This is a genomic window from Actinosynnema sp. NPDC037264, from assembly GCF_055603705.1.
The window spans coordinates 65,013-82,845 of the sequence record NZ_JBVJVK010000007.1 but is presented as its reverse complement, the minus strand read 5'-3'; the positions used below and the strand labels follow the sequence as shown (position 1 = coordinate 82,845).

Sequence of the window (17,833 nt, the reverse complement as noted above, 5' to 3'; positions counted from 1 at the left end):
CGTGCCACTCTCCGCCGGCCGGTCGGCCGCCCTGCTCCTCCTGCCGCTGCTGTGGGTGTCGGCCTGCACGACGCCACCGCCCGGGTCGTCCGCCACGCCGCCGTCCTCCCCGGACCGGCCCGCGTGGGTGTCGGTCACCGAGCAGGCGGAGACGGTCCGCCCCGACGAGCTGGCCACCGACCGGCCGAAGCGGATCGCCGCGGACGCCGACCTCTGCGCGTTGCTCACCGCGCAGGAGGTCACGGCCGCCACGGGCGCGCCCTCCGCGAAGACCGGCAGGCCCCTGCCCGGCACGTTGTGCCTGTGGCAGCTCGGCGACGCGGTGGACGACCGCGGAACCCCCACCGAGACGCTGGTGCTCACCTCCGCCTTGTCGGGCGTGTGGCTCGGCGATGAGCAAGGCCTCGTCGGCGGCTACCCGACCCGCAGGCTGGTGGGAGACGGCTCCTGCACCCTCAAGGTCGGGATCCGCCGTCCGGACGCCCCGACCGACACAGTGGTGCTCAAGGTGATGCTGCACGTCACCGACCCGACCACCGACCCGTGCGCGGCCGCGCGGACGCTCGCGGAAACCGCCTTGAGCCGGATCCCGAGCGCTTGACCGCGAGTCCGCGCGGAGCGCACCAGGACGAACACGCCCTCAGGCAGTCCACCACGAGTCGACGTCCAGCACGCTGTGCGCGGTCCGTTCGAGCACACCGTCGCCGAGCCGTTCGAGGAACGGGATCGCCGCCGTCAGCACCGAGAAGAACACGTACCTGTTCCAGTCGAGGGACAGGCGCAGCGCCTCGCGCAGCACGGCGAGCGCCGCGTCGTCCGACCGACCCGGATAGGCGGTGACGGCGGCGAGCGCCCTGGCCTTGTTGGCGTCCGACTGGCCGATCGCGGTCAGGCGTCGGTCCGTTGTGGACGGTGCGCCGATCGCCGACGCCGTGCGGTGCGCCGTGTCCGCGAGCTCCCGGGCCCACTGCCCCCTGGCCGGCACGCGGTGCGCGTGGGTGGCCAGCGTCGTCAGCACGATCGCCAGCGTCTCGTCGCTCGGCACGCCGTCACCCATGTCGCCGTACTGCGGCTGGTAGGGCCGCGGATCGCGGATGACGGCCAGCGCGGTCTCGAAGCGGCCCGCACGCGCCAGCCGCGTGACGACCGCGTCGAGCATCGCACCCCGGCGAAGGTCTTCGTACCCCGGGATCGCATGGGGGTCCGTGCCGTCAGGGGCGTCGACGAGCGCTTCGAGAGCCGGTGAGTTCCTGTGGTCGTTCCGCTCCGCGCGGCGGCGCAGCGCGGTCGGCAGGGTCACGGCCAGTTCGGTCGAACCGTCGTAGGCGAGCAGGTCGGCCACGCGCTCGCCCACGGTTCCCGCGTCGTCGCCGAGCAGGTCGAGCGCCGCGTCCACGTCACCGCCTTCGAGCAACCCGACGATGGCGGGGACGCGGGCATCCGGGTGGGCGAGCCGCTCGCCTACGGCCAGTGCGGCGTCGAGTCGCCCGGACCTGGCCAGGGCGCGCACGGCGGCGTCGAAGAAGACGCGGCGATCGCGCGCCACGCCTTGCGCCGGCAGAACGGACAGGGAGTGCAGCGCGGCCGTGCGCGCGAGTTCCGCGCGCCCCTCGGCCAACTGGCCCCGCACCACGTGGGCCAGCGCCGCGGCCCGGCGACCCGGCAGCTTGTCGAACTCCGGCAGGACCCGCCGCAGCCCGTTCTCGTCGCGCGCGTCGATCGCGCGCCGGACGAGCGGGTACGGCGACGACGCCACGCGCCGGCGCAGCACGTCCAGCACCTCGTCGGCGTCCGCCGCGAGGGCCACGTCGGAGTCCAACGTCGGCCGGTCGAGCAGGTCCGCGGCCATCTCGGCGGTCGGCGGGCCGTCGACCAGCCCGAGGACGTCCGCGAGACGGGCGAACGTCGAACCGCGCGCGATCGAGCGCGCCGGCATCCCCTCGGCGACCTCGACCGCCTCCGCCCCGAAGCCGGCCCTGGCCAGGATCACCGCGACGTCGCCGCGCGCGTCCTCCAAGCGGCCGAGCGCGGCGAGGGCGGCCTCTCGGGCGTCCACCGGGGACTTCGCGGCCAGCGCGCTCGCGATCGTCAGCAGCACCTGGACCTTCCCCTGGTCGGAGGTGAGGCCGGCCAGCAGGTCCCGCGCCCGGTCGACCGCGCCCTCGTGCACGTGCGCGATCGCGACCGCGGCCCGGACCACCTCGGCCGACTCGCCGGCCGCGGCCAGGTCGAGCAGCGCCACGTCGACCCCGGCGAGGACCGCCTGGTGGGCGAGGACGACGGCGGCATCACGTCGCGGCGTCGCGACGGCCCACCCGGAGAACTCGTCCCAGTCGAGGTCGAACCACCACGTGATCTCCGGCCACTCCCGGGTGCGCCAGCCGCTCTCGCTGATCCGGCTGAGCCGGGTGAGGACGCCCACGCCGTGCTCCGGTTCGCCCACCCGGACCCGCGCGGCCGCGACGCCGACCCGGTCCACGTCCGACGGGTGCCGACGGCCGGCGAGCAGCAGGCCCGCCTTGTCGACGAGCCGGCGCGCGGCGTCCACCTGCCCCCGGTCGGCGACGACGATCGCCAGTCTCGCCACGGAGTGCGGCAGGCCGTCGACGCGCCAACCGGTGATCCCGTCGTCGATCCCGTCGGCGACCGCCAGCGCCTGGTCGACCCGTCCGGCCTCGGCCAGCGCCAGGGCCAGCAGCGCGTGGGCCGTCGCGACGTCCGCGCGGTCGGCGAAGCCCCGCGCGATCGTGAGGCCCAACTGCGCGGCGCCGTGGCGCACCAGGGCGGGCGCGATCCGCTTGAACGCCAGGGCGACCGGCCGTCCGCGCGCCCAGGCCCTGATCACCTCGCAACCGTCCTCGACCGCGCCCGCCGTGAACAGCGCCAGCGCCAAGTCCTCCAGGCACGACGACTGGTGCTGCTCGCCCGACGCACGTGCCGCGCCGACCGCGGCGGCGACCGCTTGGCGGCACCGCTCGGGCTCGCCCGCCTGCCACAGCGCGACCGCGATCGACTGGAACGCCCGGCAACGGTCGATCGGCCGTTCGGCCAACGCGGCATGCGCCTCGGCCCTCGCCGTCTCGCCCGCGGCGACGAGGGCCGCCAGCAGCGATCCGGGGACGTCGTCGGCGATGCCCTTGATGTTCACGGCGGTCAGGGCGGTGCGGATCTCGGCCACGACGTCCGGCGGCGACCTCCGCATCAGGATGTCCAGGACCGCGCCCACCTCCGCCCGCACGCCCCGCGGTGACAGCGTCCTGGCCACCACCAGCTCCAGCCGCCGCCTGCCGACCAGCCGCGCGGCCAGCTCGAAGTCGTTCGCCCGGTCGACGTGGCCGAGGACGGCGGTCAGCGCGTAGTCGGGCGTGTCGTCGGGCCACCCCGCGTCGGCGTACCCGCGGCACCAGTCGAGCAGGCGCCGGTCGGCCGCCCGCCGCTGCGCCGCCGTCAACCGGGTGGCCAGCACCACGGCGAACTCCTCGTGCATCAGCTCGTGCCGCGGCGAACCGATCAGGAACCGGCGCACCGGCGCGAGCGCCCGCCGGATCCGGTGGGCGGGCACGCCGAGGGCCTCGGCGAGCTCGACCTCGGTCAGGCCGCGGGCCGCCGCGAGCAGCAGGGCGAGCGCCTCCCAGGTCGTGTCGTCGTCGGCGTCGACTTCCAGCAGGTCGAGCTGCCAGCGGAAGTACCCGGCCACGTCCGCGGGCCGCTCGCGCCGGTAGGCGGCCAGGGCCGCGTCACCGTCCCGCGCCACGTCCTGGGCGGTGAACCTGGCCAGCAGCGGTTCACCCCTGGTCACCTCGTGCACGGCCGCCGCGGACGACGCGGGCTCGGCGGCGCCGAAGACGTGCAGCAGCTCGGCGATCTCGGCCACCGACAGCGGTGGCAGCGCCACGAGGTGCGCGCGGTGCAGCGGGTGGTGCGGCGGCACCAGCGAACGGGCCCGCGGACTCGGCCGGGAGGTCACGATCACGTGCGTGAAGTCGGGCACGTGCGCCGGCAGCAGCTCCGCGACACCCGGGCGGTCCGGCGCGGCCTCGTCCAGGCCGTCGACGACGAGCAGCAGCGGCCGCCCCGGCCCGGCGTTCGCCGCGGCCTCCCGCCACAACTCGTCGAACCCGCCCGCGCCGTCGTCCGACCGGTTCAGCAGCGCCGCCAGCTGACCGGTGAGCCCGGCGACGAACGCGGCCGGCGTGTGGTCACCGAGGTCGCGCCGCAGCGAGAACCCGACCAGATCGGGCGTCGGACCGTCCCACGCGTCGCCGGCGTGCCGCCGCCACAGATCCGCGACCAGCGTCGTCTTGCCGAACCCGGCCGGCGCTTCGACGAGGGCGTAACCGCCTTCCCGCGCCCCGCTGAACGCCATCAGCCGACGCACCTGGCCGTCCCGTCCCACGACGGTGGACGTGTACTCGACGATCGCCGCGCTCAGCTCGTACCGGAACGCCGCCGGCGCGGTGCGGCGTCCACCGGTGGACGGTGGCGGCGCGGAGACCGACTCGGCGACCGGGTTCGTGCCGCCGTCGGCTTCGACGAGGCGGCGGAATTCGGGATCGCGCAGCACGGTGTCCAGGCGCGCCGCGTGCAGCCGCCGGTTGCCGAAGTCGACGTCGTCCAGCACGACCACGCCCACCAGCAGACCGGCGCAGAAGACGGCGGCGCCGGACACACCGGCCCAGGCCCGCCGCCCCGGCTGCGGCGCCGCGTCCTGGTCGAGGACGTAGGCGCCGTGCGGCCCCGTCGACAGCGGGTTGACCACGCCGGCCAGCTGCTCGACCCCGGCGCCCGCCTCGCCGTAGTCGGCGAACCCGGGGAACCCGATGCCCGAGTAGCGGACCTGCTCGATGCCGTCGACGACGCCCCACCGCACGGCGTCGCCGAGCTCCTCGTCGGCCGGCGGGTCCAGCTCCAGCAGCGCCACGTCCAGCGCTGGGTGGCTCCACACCAGCCGGGCGTCGTGCCGCCGTCGTTCCCGGTTCGGGTGACCGAGCCGGACCACGACGCGCGGCCAGGCGCCGTCACGCGTGCCGACGACGTGCCCGGCGGTCAGCACCAGCCGCCTGCCGATCAGGTAACCCGAGCCGGCGCCGCGTGCCGCCGCCTCCGTCCCCGCGCGGACGTCGGCGAGCCTGCGCTGGTCCATCAGCTAGTCCACGGACGCTCGACATCCCGGGAGACCTCGAGGTTGCGACCGGTGGCCGCGTCGGTGGCGGTGAGCCGGAGCTTGACCCGGTGGGTGTGGGCGCTGGCCGCCTTGCCCTCCGCGTTCGCCGAGACCACGCCGAACTGCACCTTCGCGCCGGCCTTGCCCTCCTTGCGCACCTCGACGAGGAGCTCGACCTCGACCTCGGTCACCTCGAAGCGGAACTGGTGGCCGGCTCCGGCGTCCTGGGCCAGGCCCAGCTCCTCCCGCAACCCGTCGATGGCCTCCGCGATCCCCACCCGGTCCGTCACGTCCAAACCCCCTGCTCACGCCCGCCGGAAACCGGTCGATTGTGACACGATCACCCCACCGCCCCGGCTCCACACCGTCGACGCGTGCGCTGTTCCGCGATGGGCGTCGACGCTCGACGCGCCCGAGAACGGTGGTGCGGGTGGATGTGCGGCGCGTCACGTCCCGTGGTGTCACGTTCGGACGGGTCCGCGGTGTCTTGGGAGGCATGCCCGAGCACAGCACGTCGAACGACGCGGGAGTCACGTCGCCATGACCACCGACGAGCACGCCGAGCGGTTCACCCTGTTGCGGCCACTGCTGTTCACCATCGCCTACGAGGTGCTCGGCTCGGCGACCGAGTCCGACGACGTGCTGCAGGACAGCTACCTGCGGTGGGCGGAGGTGGACCTGGCGGCGGTGCGGGACACCAAGTCGTACCTGGCGCGGCTGGTGACCCGGCAGGCGCTCAACGCGTTGCGGGCGAGCGCACGGCGGCGTGAGGACTACGTCGGCCCGTGGCTGCCCGAGCCCGTGCTGCTCGACGAGCACGACGCGTCGGCCGACGTCGTGCTCGCCGAGTCCGTGTCCATGGCGATGCTCGTGGTGCTCGAAACCCTCGCGCCCGACGAACGCGTGGTGTTCGTGCTGCGCGAGGTGTTCGGCTTCTCCCACAACGACATCGCCGCCGCGGTGGGCAAGCCCGCGGCGACCGTGCGCCAGGCGGCGCACCGCGCCCGCAAGCACGTGCAGGCGCGGCGCAGGCGCTTCGAACCCGCCGACACCGCGACCACCGCCCGGATCACCGAGCAGTTCATGGACGCGGCCGGCACGGGTGACGTGCGCGGGCTGCTCGCCGTGCTCGCGGAGGACGCCACCTTCACCGCCGACGGCGGCGGCAAGACGCGCGCGGCACGCCGGCCGGTGGTCGGCGCGGAGGCGGTGGCCGCGCACCTGGTGAGCCTCTTCCACAAGGGCCGGGCGACACCGGGCCTGCGGATCGAGAGGGCCACCTGCAACAACGCGCCCGCGCTGGTCGTCCACCGGGGCGACCGGCTGGAGGGCGTGTTCCTGATCGAGATCACCGACGAGGTGATCACCAACGTCTACGTCGTCCGCAACCCCGACAAGCTCCTCACGCTGACGGTGCCCCGCCGGATCAGCCGGTAGCGGCAGCCGACCCGAACCGACAGGAAACCCTGATGCGAACCCACATGACCGAAAGCCGACCGCACGCGACCACCACCGCCGCCGCCGCACCGACCGGCCGGAACCGGCTGCGTCCCATCGCCTTCCGGCTCGCCACCTTCGTCATCGTCTTCGAGCTGATCGCCGGGTCGGCGTGGAACCTGCTGACGATCGACTGGATCGACGCGCAGTTGGCCCACCTCGGGTACCCGGACTACTTCGCCCAGGTCCTCGGCGTCTGCCAGTTCGGTGCGGCGGTGGCGATCGCGGCGCCCGGGTTCCGGCTGCTCAAGGAATGGGCGTACGCCGGAGTCTGCTTCCTGTGGGGCGGCGGCGTGGTGTCGCACCTGGCACTGGGCGACGGCCCGGAGTCGTGGGCGCCGCCGTTGATGTTCCTGGTGCTCGCCGTGGCGTCGTGGGCGTTGAGGGCGGAGGACCGCCGGCCGGGAACCCGTCCTCGCGCGTGGGCCGTTTCGGCCGGGTTCGTCGTCGTCCTGTCCGCCGTCTCGCTCCTCACGCTGCCCGCCGCCGAGGACCTCACGGGCGAGTGGGCGGTCGAGCGCGGCTGGGTCGACGACCAGCGGCCGTGAGGCGATCGACCCGCCGGAGCCCGGGTGGCGGCGGAGCACGTCGGACCGCGCACCGCTGACGGAGGTCGCGCTACCGGTCCCGGGGTTCGGCGAGTCGGTCGACACCGAGCCCGCTGATGAGCAGGCGTTCCTTGCGGTTGCCGGTGAGGAGTCGGCTCCAGTCGACGAAGCCCCCGTCGGCGACCTCCAGCCGTCGGCCGGCGATGGTCGTGCCGACCTTGAAGCACACGCCGGTGTAGTAGCCGCGCCCGGTCGTCCGGTCGGGATCGTCGAGCACGTCGACGCCCGGCAGGTCGGCCAGGTCCTCGCGCACCCGGTCGACCACCGGGCCGGTCGCGTCGTCCAGGCGGGTGAGCCGGATCTCGGTGTGCCGCCCGCCCGCCTCGGCCGTCGCCCGGGCGGCGAACCGCAGGTACTCGGTCAGGTGCCGGCGTTCGAACGCGTGGTTGCCGGTGTCGCGGCCGGCGGTCACCAGGCCGAAGAGCTGGAAGTGCGCCAGCATCCCGGGTCCGTCGAAGTGCTGGGCGCGGGTCACCCGCTGGGTGGCCGCCAGCCTGACGGGCACGGACGACCGGGGATCGGCGGCCAGCGCCCGGGAGCGGCGCGCGGACGCCTCCAGCGCCAACGCGTTCGTGGGGTCGGCGGCGACCTCGCTGCCCCGGACCGTGGCGATCACCTTGCGCGGGTCGACGGTCGCGACCGCCGAGTGCGCCGCCAGCGGCACGACGGGGGCGAGCACCAGGACCTCGAAGTCGTCGGGCAGCGCGGACAGCAAGGCGTCCTCGGCCCGGCGCAGCGCGGCGAAGTCGGTCGCCGCGGGCGCCACGAACCGATCGCCGCGGTACCGCCGCATCACCTCGGCCGGCGTGAGCCGGTCCGCTCGCCGCCGGAACACCTCCAGCAGCAGCGTGGTCAGGTCCGCGCCGGAGAGCTCCTCCGCCAGCAGGTCCACGAGTTCCGGCCCGCCGACCCGGTCCAGGACCCGCCGCAACGCGTGGTTGACCGGTGCTCGTCCGGCGAGGTCGTCGCTCGTCATGGTCGACGAGTATCACCCTGGCGACAGCGGTCGACCAGGGAATTTCCGGCGGGCGTGGGATTCCCGGCGCGGCTCGGGCACGGCGCGCCCGGATGGCGACCGGTCGTCCGGCCGGATCACGGAGGTCGTTCCCGGTCGGTCGGGGCGAGGGCGCGTGCCTGCTCGACGGCTTCGGCCGGGCTGCCGGCCCAGCGCACGCCGGGCCAGCCGCTGGTCCAGGTGCGCCAGCTGTTCTCCAGCTTGCCGTGGCGATCGGCCAGCAGCACGTGGGGCCGGTCGAGCACCAGGCTCAGCAGGTGCCCGTGCAGGCGGTCGGTGATCACGACGTCGCCGCCGGCCAGCAGGGCGAACCCCCGGGCCAGCTGGAGCGCCGCGAGCTCGTCGTGGGCGGCGGTCACGGCCGCCGCCGCACCCGGGTGGAAACGCCTGTGCACGGCGGCTCGCAGTCGTCGTCCGGCGGCCTCCCGCCGCAGCCGCCAGTCCGGGACCGCGCCGAGCTCGTCCGTCCAGTCGGTGTGCAGCGCCCTGCCGCGTGGCGCGGGCAAGGGGAGTCCGGTGGCCTCGTGATCGGTCCGGGCCAGCCACACCACGTCGTGCGCCCGGTGGCCCGTCGTGGCGGGCGCGGCCAGCGCGAAGGCCGGGTCGGGGCACAGCAGGCTGGGCGCGGCGAAGTGGGTGCGGGCCGACCGGAGGCTGTGCCGGTCGCGCACCAGCAGGGTGAGGTCGGGGTGGGCGTCGAGGACTTCCCGCGCCCGGCGGAGGTTCCCGTCGTCGCGGAAGCAGATCGACTGGGGCAGTTGCACGATCCGGTGCCGGGGGAAGGACCGGACGACGTGCTCCCGGAAGCGCTGGCGCTCGGGCCACAGGTCGCCGAGGTTGCCGCCGCCGTGCAGCAGGATCACGCCCTCGGGCACGGCGGTCAGCAGGTCCTCCGGCCGGAACGACCGCTCGTGGCAGGTGTACGCCACCGACACGCCCAGCTCGCGCAACAGCGTGCGCTCGCCCGTCCAGATGGCGCTGTCGCCGACGTTGGCGTGCAAGGGGAAGTCCACCAGCGCGCACCGCGTGCCGGGCGCGAGCAGCGTCGAGAGGACCCGCGTGAGCTCGCTCCGCAGCTCCGCTCGACGCCGTTCGGGAACCGGCCGGACGGTCTGCGCGGTCAACTGCCCACCTGCGGGGGATCACCCGCGCGACGCAGCCCGTCCCGCAGCGCGTCGGCGATGTCCTGCCGTCCCCGGTTCTCGGCGTCCCGCACCAGCGAGCGCATCGTGACGCGGCCGGGCTCGTCGGGCATCGGCACCGCGCCGACCAGCTCCAGGTCCAACGCCGTCGGCAGGGTCGCGCACCGCCCGGACGCGCCCGCGAGTTCGAGCGCGACCATCGTGCCCACGCACTTCTGGCAGTGCCCGCAGTTGTGGCCGGGCTCGCTCTTCCAGCAGACGCAGAGGTTGTCCAGGGCCAGGTCGCCCTCGCCCGCCAACCGGATGACCTTCTCGGCGCGGGTCGCCTCGGCGCCGTCGTGGACGATCTCCAGTCCCTCGGTGGAGAACAGGTGGTCCAGCAGGGGGTGCGAGCCCAGGGGCGGCAGGTGCCGGTACTGGTCGCTGGAGGCGATCAGGCAGCGTCCCAGCAGGCCCTGCAGGCTCAACGCGACCGAGGCCAGCGCCGCGCCGTGGTACTCCGGCCAGAACGCGGTGGGCTCGCACAGCGACCGGACGTTGGTGTCGATCACGAGCAGCTGCTTGCCCGTGCGCGCCGCCACGTGCCGCAGCCTCGCCAGCAGGCGTTCGTGCCAGGCGCCCGTCTTCCGCTCGAAGTTGGCGAACAGCAGGTGGGTCACCGGCTCCCAGTCCGGTGCCGCGGACCGGGCGACGTCCTTGAGCAGGCTGTAGAACGAGTCCACCCCGGCGGTGAAGAACAGCCCGACCGCGTCGCCGGCCCCATGCGTGGCGACGGGCGCACGCAGGTCGACCGGGTGCAGGTGCGGCCACCACGCGGTGTAGATGTCGGTGATGGTGGACGCCGACCGGAACAGGCGGCGTGAGACCGGGGCGTGGACGCGCACGTCCTCCTTCAGCGCCATCGCGGGCATCATCAGCGCGGCGAGGAAGGCGTCGCCCACCGGCGGCAGCCACTCCGGCTCGGCGCCGTGCACCGTGAAGTGCAGGCGTTCGCCGTCCGGCGTCAGGGCCGAGTCCACCGCCGCCGACAGCCGCCAGCCGTCCGGTGTCCGATCGCGGGCGACGTCGTCGACGATCACGGTCGCGTTCCCCCTCGGCGGTCAGACGATCAGCATGGAGTCGCCGAACTCGTGGAACAGGTAGCCGTTGGCGATGATGTCGTCCCGGTAGGCCGTCAGCAGGGTCTCCCGACCGGCGAACGCCGCGGTGAGCAGCAGTTCGGAGCTCCTCGGCCGGTGCAGGTTGGTCATGAACGCGTCACAGGCCCGGAACACGTGCCCCGGCATGATCGTGAGCTGGGTGAACCCGGTCTGGGGCCACAGCCGCCCCCGGCTGTCGGCGACCGTCTCCAGGGTGCGCATCGCCGACGTGCCGCAGACGACGACCCGCCCGCCGTCACGTCGGCACCGGTTGACCAGGTCGGCGGTGTCGACCGACACCTCGTAGCGCTCCGCCCGGGGCAGGTCGAACCCGGTGGGCGGGTCGTCGAGGTCCTCGCGCACCGGCAGGCCGTCGCGCACCGCCTTGCGGCGCACCATCATCCGCACGAAGTACCGGCTCCGGGCCGCCAGGTAGAGGGTCACCTCCGCCACCGCCACCCCGGCGGCGCGCAGGCCGTCGAGCATGTCCGCGGTGAAGTGGCGGCCCGCCGAGGGGAGCAGCACCGCGCCGGGCCGGGAGGCGTAGACCGTCTGGTACTGCTCCGGGTCCAGCGGCGCGCGGTCGAGGTAGCCGGGGCAGATCATCTCGGCCGCCCGCTGCAACGACTCGGCATCGGGCGGGTCGACCGCCGCCCGCCACACGCCGGCGTCGGCCTCGTGCAGGAGCCGGACCGTGATGTCGCCGTCGCCGCCCAGGCGGAACTCGGCTCCCGGCGCGCACGCCGCGGTGGGCGCGACGAGGCAGTGCCACGTGCCGTCCTCGACGGGGGAGTGCAGGCTCACCGCCACCGGCTCGCCGTCCGCGTCGACCCCTTCGAGCAACGACGGGACCACGCGCGCGTTGTTGAGCACCAGGACGTCCCCGGCCCGCAGGTACTCGCCCAGGTCCGAGAAGTGGCGGTGCTCCACCTGCCCGCTTTCGCGGTGCAGCACGGCCAGGCGGGCGTCGGTGCGGTCGCCGCCCCGGGCCTCGGGCGGTTCCTGCGCGACCAGCGCCGGCGGCAGCTCGAACTCGTAGTCCGCCGTCCGCTGCACGACCTCGGTCATTTCCTCGCCCTCCACCTGGGTCCCGCGGTCGCGCCGGAATGGAATGGGCGACATTTCTCTCGTGTGGTGATCCCAGTATGGGTTCTGCCATCGACGCCGCTCAATTCCCCGTCAGGTGGTAAAAGAAAGCCACCATCGTGTCGGCCGCGCGGTGACGTGCCGTGCACCGCTGGGCCGCGATTACCTACCGTCGCGGCCGTCGATCCCGTTCGAGGGCACTTCCGGGCCATTCCCGGGGCATCGCCTTGCCGCGTCGACCGGCGCCGCAGTACTTTTCCGGTGCCGTCGGCAATTCCGGTCCACCCACTCTCCGAGAGCGGTGGTGCTCCATGGCGTCGAGATCCGCTCTCGCACCTCCCGTCAGCGTGATCGTGCCCGCGCGCAACGCGGCGGCCGTCGTGGCGGGCCAGCTGGCCGCCCTGTCCGAACAGGACCACGAGGGGCCGTGGGAAGTGGTGGTCGTGGACAACGGGTCCACGGACGGGACGGCCGACGTCGTGGCCCGGTGGGCGCACCGGCTGCCGGACCTGCGGGTGGTGCGCCACGAGCCGCCCGGGATCAACGGCGCGCGCAACGCGGGCGCTCGGGCCGCGCACGGCGAGCTGCTGGCGTACTGCGACGCGGACGACGCGGCGACCACCGGGTGGCTCGCCGCCCTGGCGCGGGCCGCGTCGAGGGCGGACGTGGTCGGCGGGTACCTCGACACCACCGCGCTGAACAGCGAGCGCGTCCGCACGTCCCGCTCGCCCCACCCCACCGACCGGCTGCCGGTCGTCATGAGCTTCCTGCCCTACGCGGTGGGCGCGAACCTGGGTGTGCGGACCGAGGTGTTCCGAGCCTTGGGCGGGTTCGACGAGAGCTACACCGGTGGCGGCGGGGACGACGTGGAGTTCAGCGTGCGGGCCCAGCTGATGGGGTGCTCCGTGGCCTTCGCGCCGGACGCGGTGATGCGCTACCGGATGCGCGACCGGCTGTGGTCGCTCGCCAGGCAGCAGGTGGCCTACGGGCGAGCCGACGCGAAGCTGCTCAAGGACTTCCGCGCGCACGGGATGCGCGCGGGCGGGACGGCCAGGGCGCTGGCGGACTGGCTCCGGCTCGTCCGGCGCGCCCCGGTCCTCGCCACGCCCGAGCGCGGGCGCTGGGTGTGCCGGTTCGCGTGGCGGCTCGGCAGGCTGGTCGGCAGCGCGGAGCAGCGGGTGTGGTGCCCGTAGCGGTCCGGGCGGTGGTCGTCCCGACGGAGGAGGAGAACCGGGTGGCAGTCCTGCGAACGATCACCGCGTCGTGCCCCGTGCGCGCGTGCCTGTCCGGCGAGGACCTCGACTGGGTGGGTGGCCGGTCCGTGTGCGTCGCGCTCGACCTGCGCACCACCGTCGAGGTGGACCCGGTCGCGTCGACGGGCGGGCGGGCCCCGGAGGAGTGGACCACCGGCGTCTGGTCCTTCCTCGGTCGGCACGTCGGCGGGCTCCCGCGCCGGCCGCCGCCGGTGGCCGTGTCGAGCGAGGCCCCTGCCGCCAGCGGCCTGTCCTCGTCCAGCGCGCTGATCCTCGCCCTGTTCCAGGCCTTCGCCACGGCCGTGCCCTCGGCGCGGTCGATCCCGCGCGGCACCCTGGTCCGGTGGGCGTACGAGTACGAGTTCGCCTTCTGCCACGGTGGTGGCATGGACCAGGTGGCCATCGCCCTGGGCGGCGCGACGCTGTCCGCGGGCCGGGCCGCCGGGCTGCCCGAAGTCCTCGACCACGCGGACTTCCCGCTGCGGTGGGCCGTCGTCGTGGTCGATTCGCGGACGCCGAAGTCGACGCCCGACCACATCAGGTCGGTCCGGGCCCAGCACCACGCCGGCGACCCCGCGCTCGCGGAGTACGCGCACCGGGCGGACGCGGCGTCCGCCTTGGCGTGGGAGGCGATCCGCGGACGTGACCTGGCGGCGTTGGGCACGGCCATGACCGCCGCCCACCGCGCGATGCGGGATGTGCAGGGCATGTCGACCCCGCTGCTGGAACGCCTGCGCGCCACCGCCCGGCGGACCACCGGCCTGCCCCTGAAGGTCAGCGGCGCGGGTGGCGGTGGCGCGTTGGTCGGGGTGTGCCCGACCGGGGACGCCGAGTCCCTCGCGGGCGCGCTGCGCGAGGCCTACCGCGACGATCACCCGGACGTGCGGGTGATCGTCACCGGCTCGGCGCCGTCGAACTCGTAGGCGAGCCACTGCGCGAAGTGGTGCAGGCGCCACCGGAGGCCTACGTCCGGGTCCCGTTCGACGGACGCGGGCGGACGCGTGGTCCTGGTGTCGTGGACGGGCACCGGTCGCACGGCCCGCGCGACGATCCCGGCCAGCACCTCGATCGGGTACCCGGGCGGCGCGGGGAACCCCTCGGCGGTCCCGCACGCGATGGCGTGCACCTGTTCGACCAGTTCCCGCACGTGCAGCGGTCGCACGACGGCTGGTGAGCCGGCGGCGATCCGGATCGGCTCGGACCGCAGCGCCGCCCACACGAGCGCCCCGACGGTCGAGTCCGGTCCACAGCCGGGACCGTAGAGGTCGACCGGGCCGATGCGCAGTGGCGCGCGTGAGCCGTGCCGCAGCAGCGGGCAGCCGTCGGTCGTCAGGTCGAGCACGACGTCGCCGCGACGCGGAGCGCGCCCTCCCACCGCGGTCACCACGTGCCCCAGGTCGGTCAGCGTGCGCTCGACGTGCTCGGCCAACGCACCCCCGGACGCCACCAAGGTGATCCCGCCGGAGCTCCGGCGTGGACGCGGCGCGGTCTCGCGACCGGTGCGCAGGGCGAGTTCCGCGAGCACGGCCAACCGGTCGCACGCCTCCACGGACAGCTCACCACCGGGCTCCTGGCTCGTCCCTCCCGGGGCGATGGTGCGCAACGCCTCCCGCGCCACGTCCGGATCGGCGTCACCGCACCTGCCGGCGGTCAGCATCCCGAGCGCGAACGCGGTGAGCCACGTGCCGCGCACCACCGCGGGGTCGACGTCGTCCAGTTCCACGTCCGCCGCCGGCCGCAGGTGGTGTTCCGGGACACCGAGGCCGACCAGGTGGTCCGCGGTCTCCAGGTGCAGCCACCGACCCGACTCGGTGTGGACGACGCACTGGGCGACGCCGTTCTTGAAGAACGGCACCGCGCCCGGCACGTCGACGTCGACGCGCCGCGGTCCGGGGCGGACGACGGGCAGGTAGCACGGTGAGCGCCGGAGCCCGCGGAACGCGTTGCCCGCGATGCTCGGCACGTCCTCGTGCTGCGCCAGGGTCGGCACGGCGATGAGGCACCGCACGCCCTCGCGGCGCAGGTACCTGCTCATCAGGATGTCGTCCGGCCAGGTCGAGGGACGCCGGCGCAGGTCGTCGGCGAAACCCGCGGCCACCGCTCGGGGCAGGACGAGGGCCCCGGTGGGGGTGTACTCGTTGACCGCGCTCACCCACCCCGCCCCGGTCAACGCGCCCAGCCGCACCGCGGCCCCGTTGCGGGAGTCCCACATCGAGTACAGGGCCAGGGCGGCGTCCGGCGCGACGCCGATGGCGTGCACCAGCCGCTCGATCGCACCTCCGGCCAGGAGCATGTCGTCCTGCACGACGAGGTGGTGCGTCGAGGAGGCAGGGACGGACTCCCACGCGGCGAGCGTGGTGCGCAGGGCCGTCGGGGGGCCCGTCGGGTCCGGGTCGGTGACGACGGTGAGCAACCCCGGCGGGGCCTGGGCGGCGACCCGCGCCGCCGCGTCACCGCGAGCGGGATGGGTGATCACCGATCCGGTCAGCACGACCTCGCGCGGCGGCCGGCCGCGTGCGGCGACGAGGCGCGGCCCGGCGCTCATCGGCCGGCCGCCACGTCGTGCACGACCCAGACGTTCGGCTCCCAGTAGACGCCCTGGTCCTGCCGCCGGTCGACGTGCAGCAGCGCGAGCCCGCGGGGGAACACGTAGTCGCCGCTGTCGGGGAAGGCGATCCCGGTCCAGGCCTCCCACTCGGCCACCGTGCCCGTGATCAGCGACGAGCGGGGCGCGGGCGCGGACAGCGCGCCGCCGCAGCGGACGTGCGTGCGGATCCACGGGTCGAACGGCGTGCCGTCCGAGGCCGTCCACGAGGCGTAGCGCTCGATCGGCACGAGCGGGTAGAGCTCCTTGAGGGTCGGCCTGACCGGGACGACCACGTGGGCGAGCCCGGCTCGTCGCGCGGCGCTGCACAGCGCCCGCAGCGCCACCGTCGACAGGCCCTTCCCCCGGTGGCGTGGCGCGACCTCGATCCCGAGCGCGCAGAGGGCGTTCGTGGCGACCCCGGCGTCGTGGGCGGCGAAACCGGCCTGGACCGCCGCGTCGATCCCCGGGCCGAGGCCCGCCGCGGTGCCGTCCCACGCCAGCGGGATGCCGCGCGCGGTGGCCGACACGTCGTCGGTGTCCGGGTCGACGAGGGCGAGCTGGAACCGGCCGAAGACCGAGTGCAGCCGCTCCCAGTACCCGGCCATCACCTCACCGTGGACGTTGTACTCCGGCCAGACCCCGTCGAACAGCGCCGGGATGCGGTGCCACAGGTCGGGCCTGCCGTCGTGGTCGACCACCGTCGGCGGCATCGGCTCCTCCTCCGCTCAGATCGAGAACACCGGGCCGTCGCTGCCGTGCACCAGCACGGGGGACGGGACGGCGTAGTAGGCGATGGCCGCGCGGATGTCGGACTCCCGCGACGCGACCTCCGCGTTGGGCCGCGACCGGATGCGCAGCTTGGCGTAGTGCGCGACGGGGTAGCAGTTCCGGCCGTGGTAGGTGTACAGGTAGAGGTGTCCCCGGCCGCCGAGGTGCTGCACGCGCACCTTCTCGTGCAGCTCGGTCATCAACGCCCAGTCCTCGCCGAGGTGCGCGTTGCGACCCGACTCCGGGTAGCGGAACCGCGCGTCGCGGGTCATCAGCATCGTGGTGGGCAGCAACGGGTACGCGGCGGGCGGCGTGGGCCGGGTCCAGTCGATCCAGTGCAGGTCCCCGTCCTGCTGGAACAGCTGGAGGTGATCGCTGAGGAACGACGTGTGGGCGCCGTCCCTGATCAGCTCGTCCACCTGGACCGCCAGCCGGTCGGGGTGGCTGCAATCGTCGTCGTCCCACACGCACACCAGCTCGCCCGAGGCCGCGTCCAGGGAGAGGTTGCGCAGCGCGCCCAGGCGCGCGTCGGGATCGGCCTCGACGACCACGACTCGTTCCACCCCGTGCGCGCGAACCGACGCCAGCAACCGGTCCCGATACGCCGCCGTGCCCTGGGTGACGACGACCAGCTCGCGCGCGGCGTACCGCTGGTCGGCGAAGCACCTGATCGCGCGGTCGGCCAGCGCCGGCCGGTCCTTGGTCACCATCAGGCAGCTCACCAGCGGGGTCACGCCGCTCCCACCTCCCACACGATCGCGACCGGCACGCCGTGCCAGGCGGCGTTGGCGGCGTCGGCGATCCGCTCCTCGTAACCACCGGGCGGCAACGGCCCGCCGAACAGCGGCTCCTGGCAGGACCGGAGGGTGAGGCCGTGGGTCGCGAACGCCGTGAGGTAGTCGCTGACCAGGCGCGGGTGGTTGCGCATGAAGACCAGGTCGCCCGAGCGGCGCCCGCACACGTACTGCCCGTGCAGCAGCACCATGACCGGGTGCAGGTCGCTGACGACCAGGCGACCACCCGGGCGCAGCACCCGGCGGAACTCGCCGATCGCGCCGGTGATGTCCGGCAGGTGGCTCAGCGCCAGGCCGCAGACCACGAGGTCGACCGCGGCGTCGGGCAGCGGCAGGTGCTCCAGGTCGCCGAGCTCGAACCGGGCCCGCGGCACCTTGGCCGCGGCCAGGTCCAGCATCTGCGGTGACTGGTCGATCCCGATGACGTCGTGCCCGAGGCGGACCAGGGTCGCGGTGTGCCTGCCGGTGCCGCAGGCGGCGTCCAGGGCGCGTCCGGGTGGCACGTCGGCCAGCAGTCGCCGCACGGCGGGCTCTTCCGCCGAGAGGAGGAAGTGGGGATCGGCGTCGTAGGTGTGCGCCGTGAACGCGTACCCGTTCGCCACGTCCAGTTCGGTGAGCCGTTTGCCGGCGGATTCGTCGTCGGGGATGGAGTCGACGAGCTTCTTCAGTTCCGCCACCCTCGCCGCGACGAAGTCGTCGTCGTGGTCCACGGCGGTGCGCAGCAGGGCCAGTCCTTCGATGCCGATCATCAGTTCGGGGATACGATCCCGCTGCATCGGG

Annotated in this window: 15 protein-coding genes; 5 read left to right on the top strand and 10 right to left on the bottom strand. The window is 74.4% G+C overall.

The features are described from left to right. Position 1: 1 nt before the first annotated feature. Positions 2–601: a DUF3558 family protein gene (locus ACZ7GX_RS11290; protein WP_498775382.1), complete on the top strand. Its 600-nt coding sequence runs from the start codon at positions 2–4 to the stop codon at positions 599–601. A 39-nt stretch (positions 602–640) separates the two neighbouring features. On the opposite strand, the gene ACZ7GX_RS11285 is transcribed toward ACZ7GX_RS11290, so the two are convergent. Both ACZ7GX_RS11285 and ACZ7GX_RS11280 read right to left on the bottom strand, forming a co-directional pair. After that, positions 641–5,143, bottom strand: coding sequence for a trypsin-like peptidase domain-containing protein (locus ACZ7GX_RS11285; RefSeq protein ID WP_498775380.1), 4,503 nt, complete (start codon positions 5,141–5,143; stop codon positions 641–643). Continuing rightward, positions 5,143–5,454, bottom strand: a complete 312-nt coding sequence (locus ACZ7GX_RS11280; RefSeq protein ID WP_498775378.1) for a trypco2 family protein — start codon at positions 5,452–5,454, stop codon at positions 5,143–5,145. Before ACZ7GX_RS11280 ends, ACZ7GX_RS11285 begins: the two co-directional genes overlap by 1 nt. Before the next feature lie 250 nt (positions 5,455–5,704). Between ACZ7GX_RS11280 and sigJ the strand changes: the two genes are divergently transcribed. Both sigJ and ACZ7GX_RS11270 read left to right on the top strand, forming a co-directional pair. Beyond that, complete coding sequence (gene sigJ, locus ACZ7GX_RS11275; protein WP_498775376.1) at positions 5,705–6,601, top strand: RNA polymerase sigma factor SigJ; 897 nt, start codon at positions 5,705–5,707, stop codon at positions 6,599–6,601. Positions 6,602–6,645: 44 nt separating this feature from the next. After that, a complete protein-coding gene (locus ACZ7GX_RS11270) occupies positions 6,646–7,209 on the top strand; it encodes a DoxX family protein (protein WP_498775374.1) in 564 nt (187 codons plus the stop codon). Positions 7,210–7,279: 70 nt separating this feature from the next. On the opposite strand, the gene ACZ7GX_RS11265 is transcribed toward ACZ7GX_RS11270, so the two are convergent. The 4 genes from ACZ7GX_RS11265 to ACZ7GX_RS11250 form a co-directional block, all read right to left on the bottom strand. Further along, positions 7,280–8,245 (bottom strand): hypothetical protein, encoded by a 966-nt coding sequence (locus tag ACZ7GX_RS11265; protein ID WP_498775372.1) that lies wholly within the window; start codon positions 8,243–8,245, stop codon positions 7,280–7,282. A gap of 116 nt (positions 8,246–8,361) precedes the next feature. Beyond that, positions 8,362–9,408 (bottom strand): polysaccharide pyruvyl transferase family protein, encoded by a 1,047-nt coding sequence (locus ACZ7GX_RS11260; protein WP_498775370.1) that lies wholly within the window; start codon positions 9,406–9,408, stop codon positions 8,362–8,364. After that, the gene (locus ACZ7GX_RS11255; RefSeq protein ID WP_498775368.1) at positions 9,405–10,505 is read right to left on the bottom strand and encodes a hypothetical protein; all 1,101 of its coding nucleotides are present in this window, start codon (positions 10,503–10,505) and stop codon (positions 9,405–9,407) included. Before ACZ7GX_RS11255 ends, ACZ7GX_RS11260 begins: the two co-directional genes overlap by 4 nt. Before the next feature lie 21 nt (positions 10,506–10,526). Beyond that, positions 10,527–11,633, bottom strand: a complete 1,107-nt coding sequence (locus tag ACZ7GX_RS11250; protein WP_498775365.1) for an S-adenosylmethionine:tRNA ribosyltransferase-isomerase — start codon at positions 11,631–11,633, stop codon at positions 10,527–10,529. Between the two features lie 329 nt (positions 11,634–11,962). On the opposite strand from ACZ7GX_RS11250, the gene ACZ7GX_RS11245 reads away from it, so the two are divergent. Both ACZ7GX_RS11245 and ACZ7GX_RS11240 read left to right on the top strand, forming a co-directional pair. Then, positions 11,963–12,844, top strand: a complete 882-nt coding sequence (locus ACZ7GX_RS11245; protein WP_498775363.1) for a glycosyltransferase family 2 protein — start codon at positions 11,963–11,965, stop codon at positions 12,842–12,844. Positions 12,845–12,885: 41 nt separating this feature from the next. Beyond that, on the top strand, positions 12,886–13,827 hold the full coding sequence (locus tag ACZ7GX_RS11240) for a GHMP family kinase ATP-binding protein (RefSeq protein WP_498775361.1): 942 nt from the start codon (positions 12,886–12,888) through the stop codon (positions 13,825–13,827). Here ACZ7GX_RS11240 and ACZ7GX_RS11235 read toward each other — a convergent pair. From ACZ7GX_RS11235 to ACZ7GX_RS11220, 4 genes are read right to left on the bottom strand one after another with little or no spacing between them, the layout of a single operon-like run. Further along, positions 13,776–15,449, bottom strand: a complete 1,674-nt coding sequence (locus ACZ7GX_RS11235; protein WP_498775359.1) for a hypothetical protein — start codon at positions 15,447–15,449, stop codon at positions 13,776–13,778. The genes ACZ7GX_RS11240 and ACZ7GX_RS11235 overlap by 52 nt on opposite strands. Beyond that, the gene (locus ACZ7GX_RS11230) at positions 15,446–16,201 is read right to left on the bottom strand and encodes a GNAT family N-acetyltransferase (RefSeq protein WP_498775357.1); all 756 of its coding nucleotides are present in this window, start codon (positions 16,199–16,201) and stop codon (positions 15,446–15,448) included. Before ACZ7GX_RS11230 ends, ACZ7GX_RS11235 begins: the two co-directional genes overlap by 4 nt. A 15-nt stretch (positions 16,202–16,216) precedes the next feature. Further along, complete coding sequence (locus ACZ7GX_RS11225) at positions 16,217–16,993, bottom strand: glycosyltransferase family 2 protein (protein ID WP_498775355.1); 777 nt, start codon at positions 16,991–16,993, stop codon at positions 16,217–16,219. Next, complete coding sequence (locus tag ACZ7GX_RS11220) at positions 16,990–17,829, bottom strand: class I SAM-dependent methyltransferase (protein ID WP_498775353.1); 840 nt, start codon at positions 17,827–17,829, stop codon at positions 16,990–16,992. The genes ACZ7GX_RS11225 and ACZ7GX_RS11220 overlap by 4 nt, the downstream gene beginning before the upstream one ends. Between the last annotated feature and the right edge of the window lie 4 nt (positions 17,830–17,833).

What these genes read in the sequence shown, in the direction of transcription:
- ACZ7GX_RS11285 (WP_498775380.1), bottom strand. Translation starts at nt 5,143, where the DNA reads ATGGACCAGCGCAGGCTCGCCGACGTCCGCGCGGGGACGGAGGCGGCG.
- sigJ (WP_498775376.1), top strand. Translation starts at nt 5,705, where the DNA reads ATGACCACCGACGAGCACGCCGAGCGGTTCACCCTGTTGCGGCCACTG.
- ACZ7GX_RS11270 (WP_498775374.1), top strand. Translation starts at nt 6,646, where the DNA reads ATGACCGAAAGCCGACCGCACGCGACCACCACCGCCGCCGCCGCACCG.
- ACZ7GX_RS11265 (WP_498775372.1), bottom strand. Translation starts at nt 8,245, where the DNA reads ATGACGAGCGACGACCTCGCCGGACGAGCACCGGTCAACCACGCGTTG.
- ACZ7GX_RS11250 (WP_498775365.1), bottom strand. Translation starts at nt 11,633, where the DNA reads ATGACCGAGGTCGTGCAGCGGACGGCGGACTACGAGTTCGAGCTGCCG.
- ACZ7GX_RS11245 (WP_498775363.1), top strand. Translation starts at nt 11,963, where the DNA reads ATGGCGTCGAGATCCGCTCTCGCACCTCCCGTCAGCGTGATCGTGCCC.
- ACZ7GX_RS11235 (WP_498775359.1), bottom strand. Translation starts at nt 15,449, where the DNA reads ATGAGCGCCGGGCCGCGCCTCGTCGCCGCACGCGGCCGGCCGCCGCGC.
- ACZ7GX_RS11230 (WP_498775357.1), bottom strand. Translation starts at nt 16,201, where the DNA reads ATGCCGCCGACGGTGGTCGACCACGACGGCAGGCCCGACCTGTGGCAC.
- ACZ7GX_RS11220 (WP_498775353.1), bottom strand. Translation starts at nt 17,829, where the DNA reads ATGCAGCGGGATCGTATCCCCGAACTGATGATCGGCATCGAAGGACTG.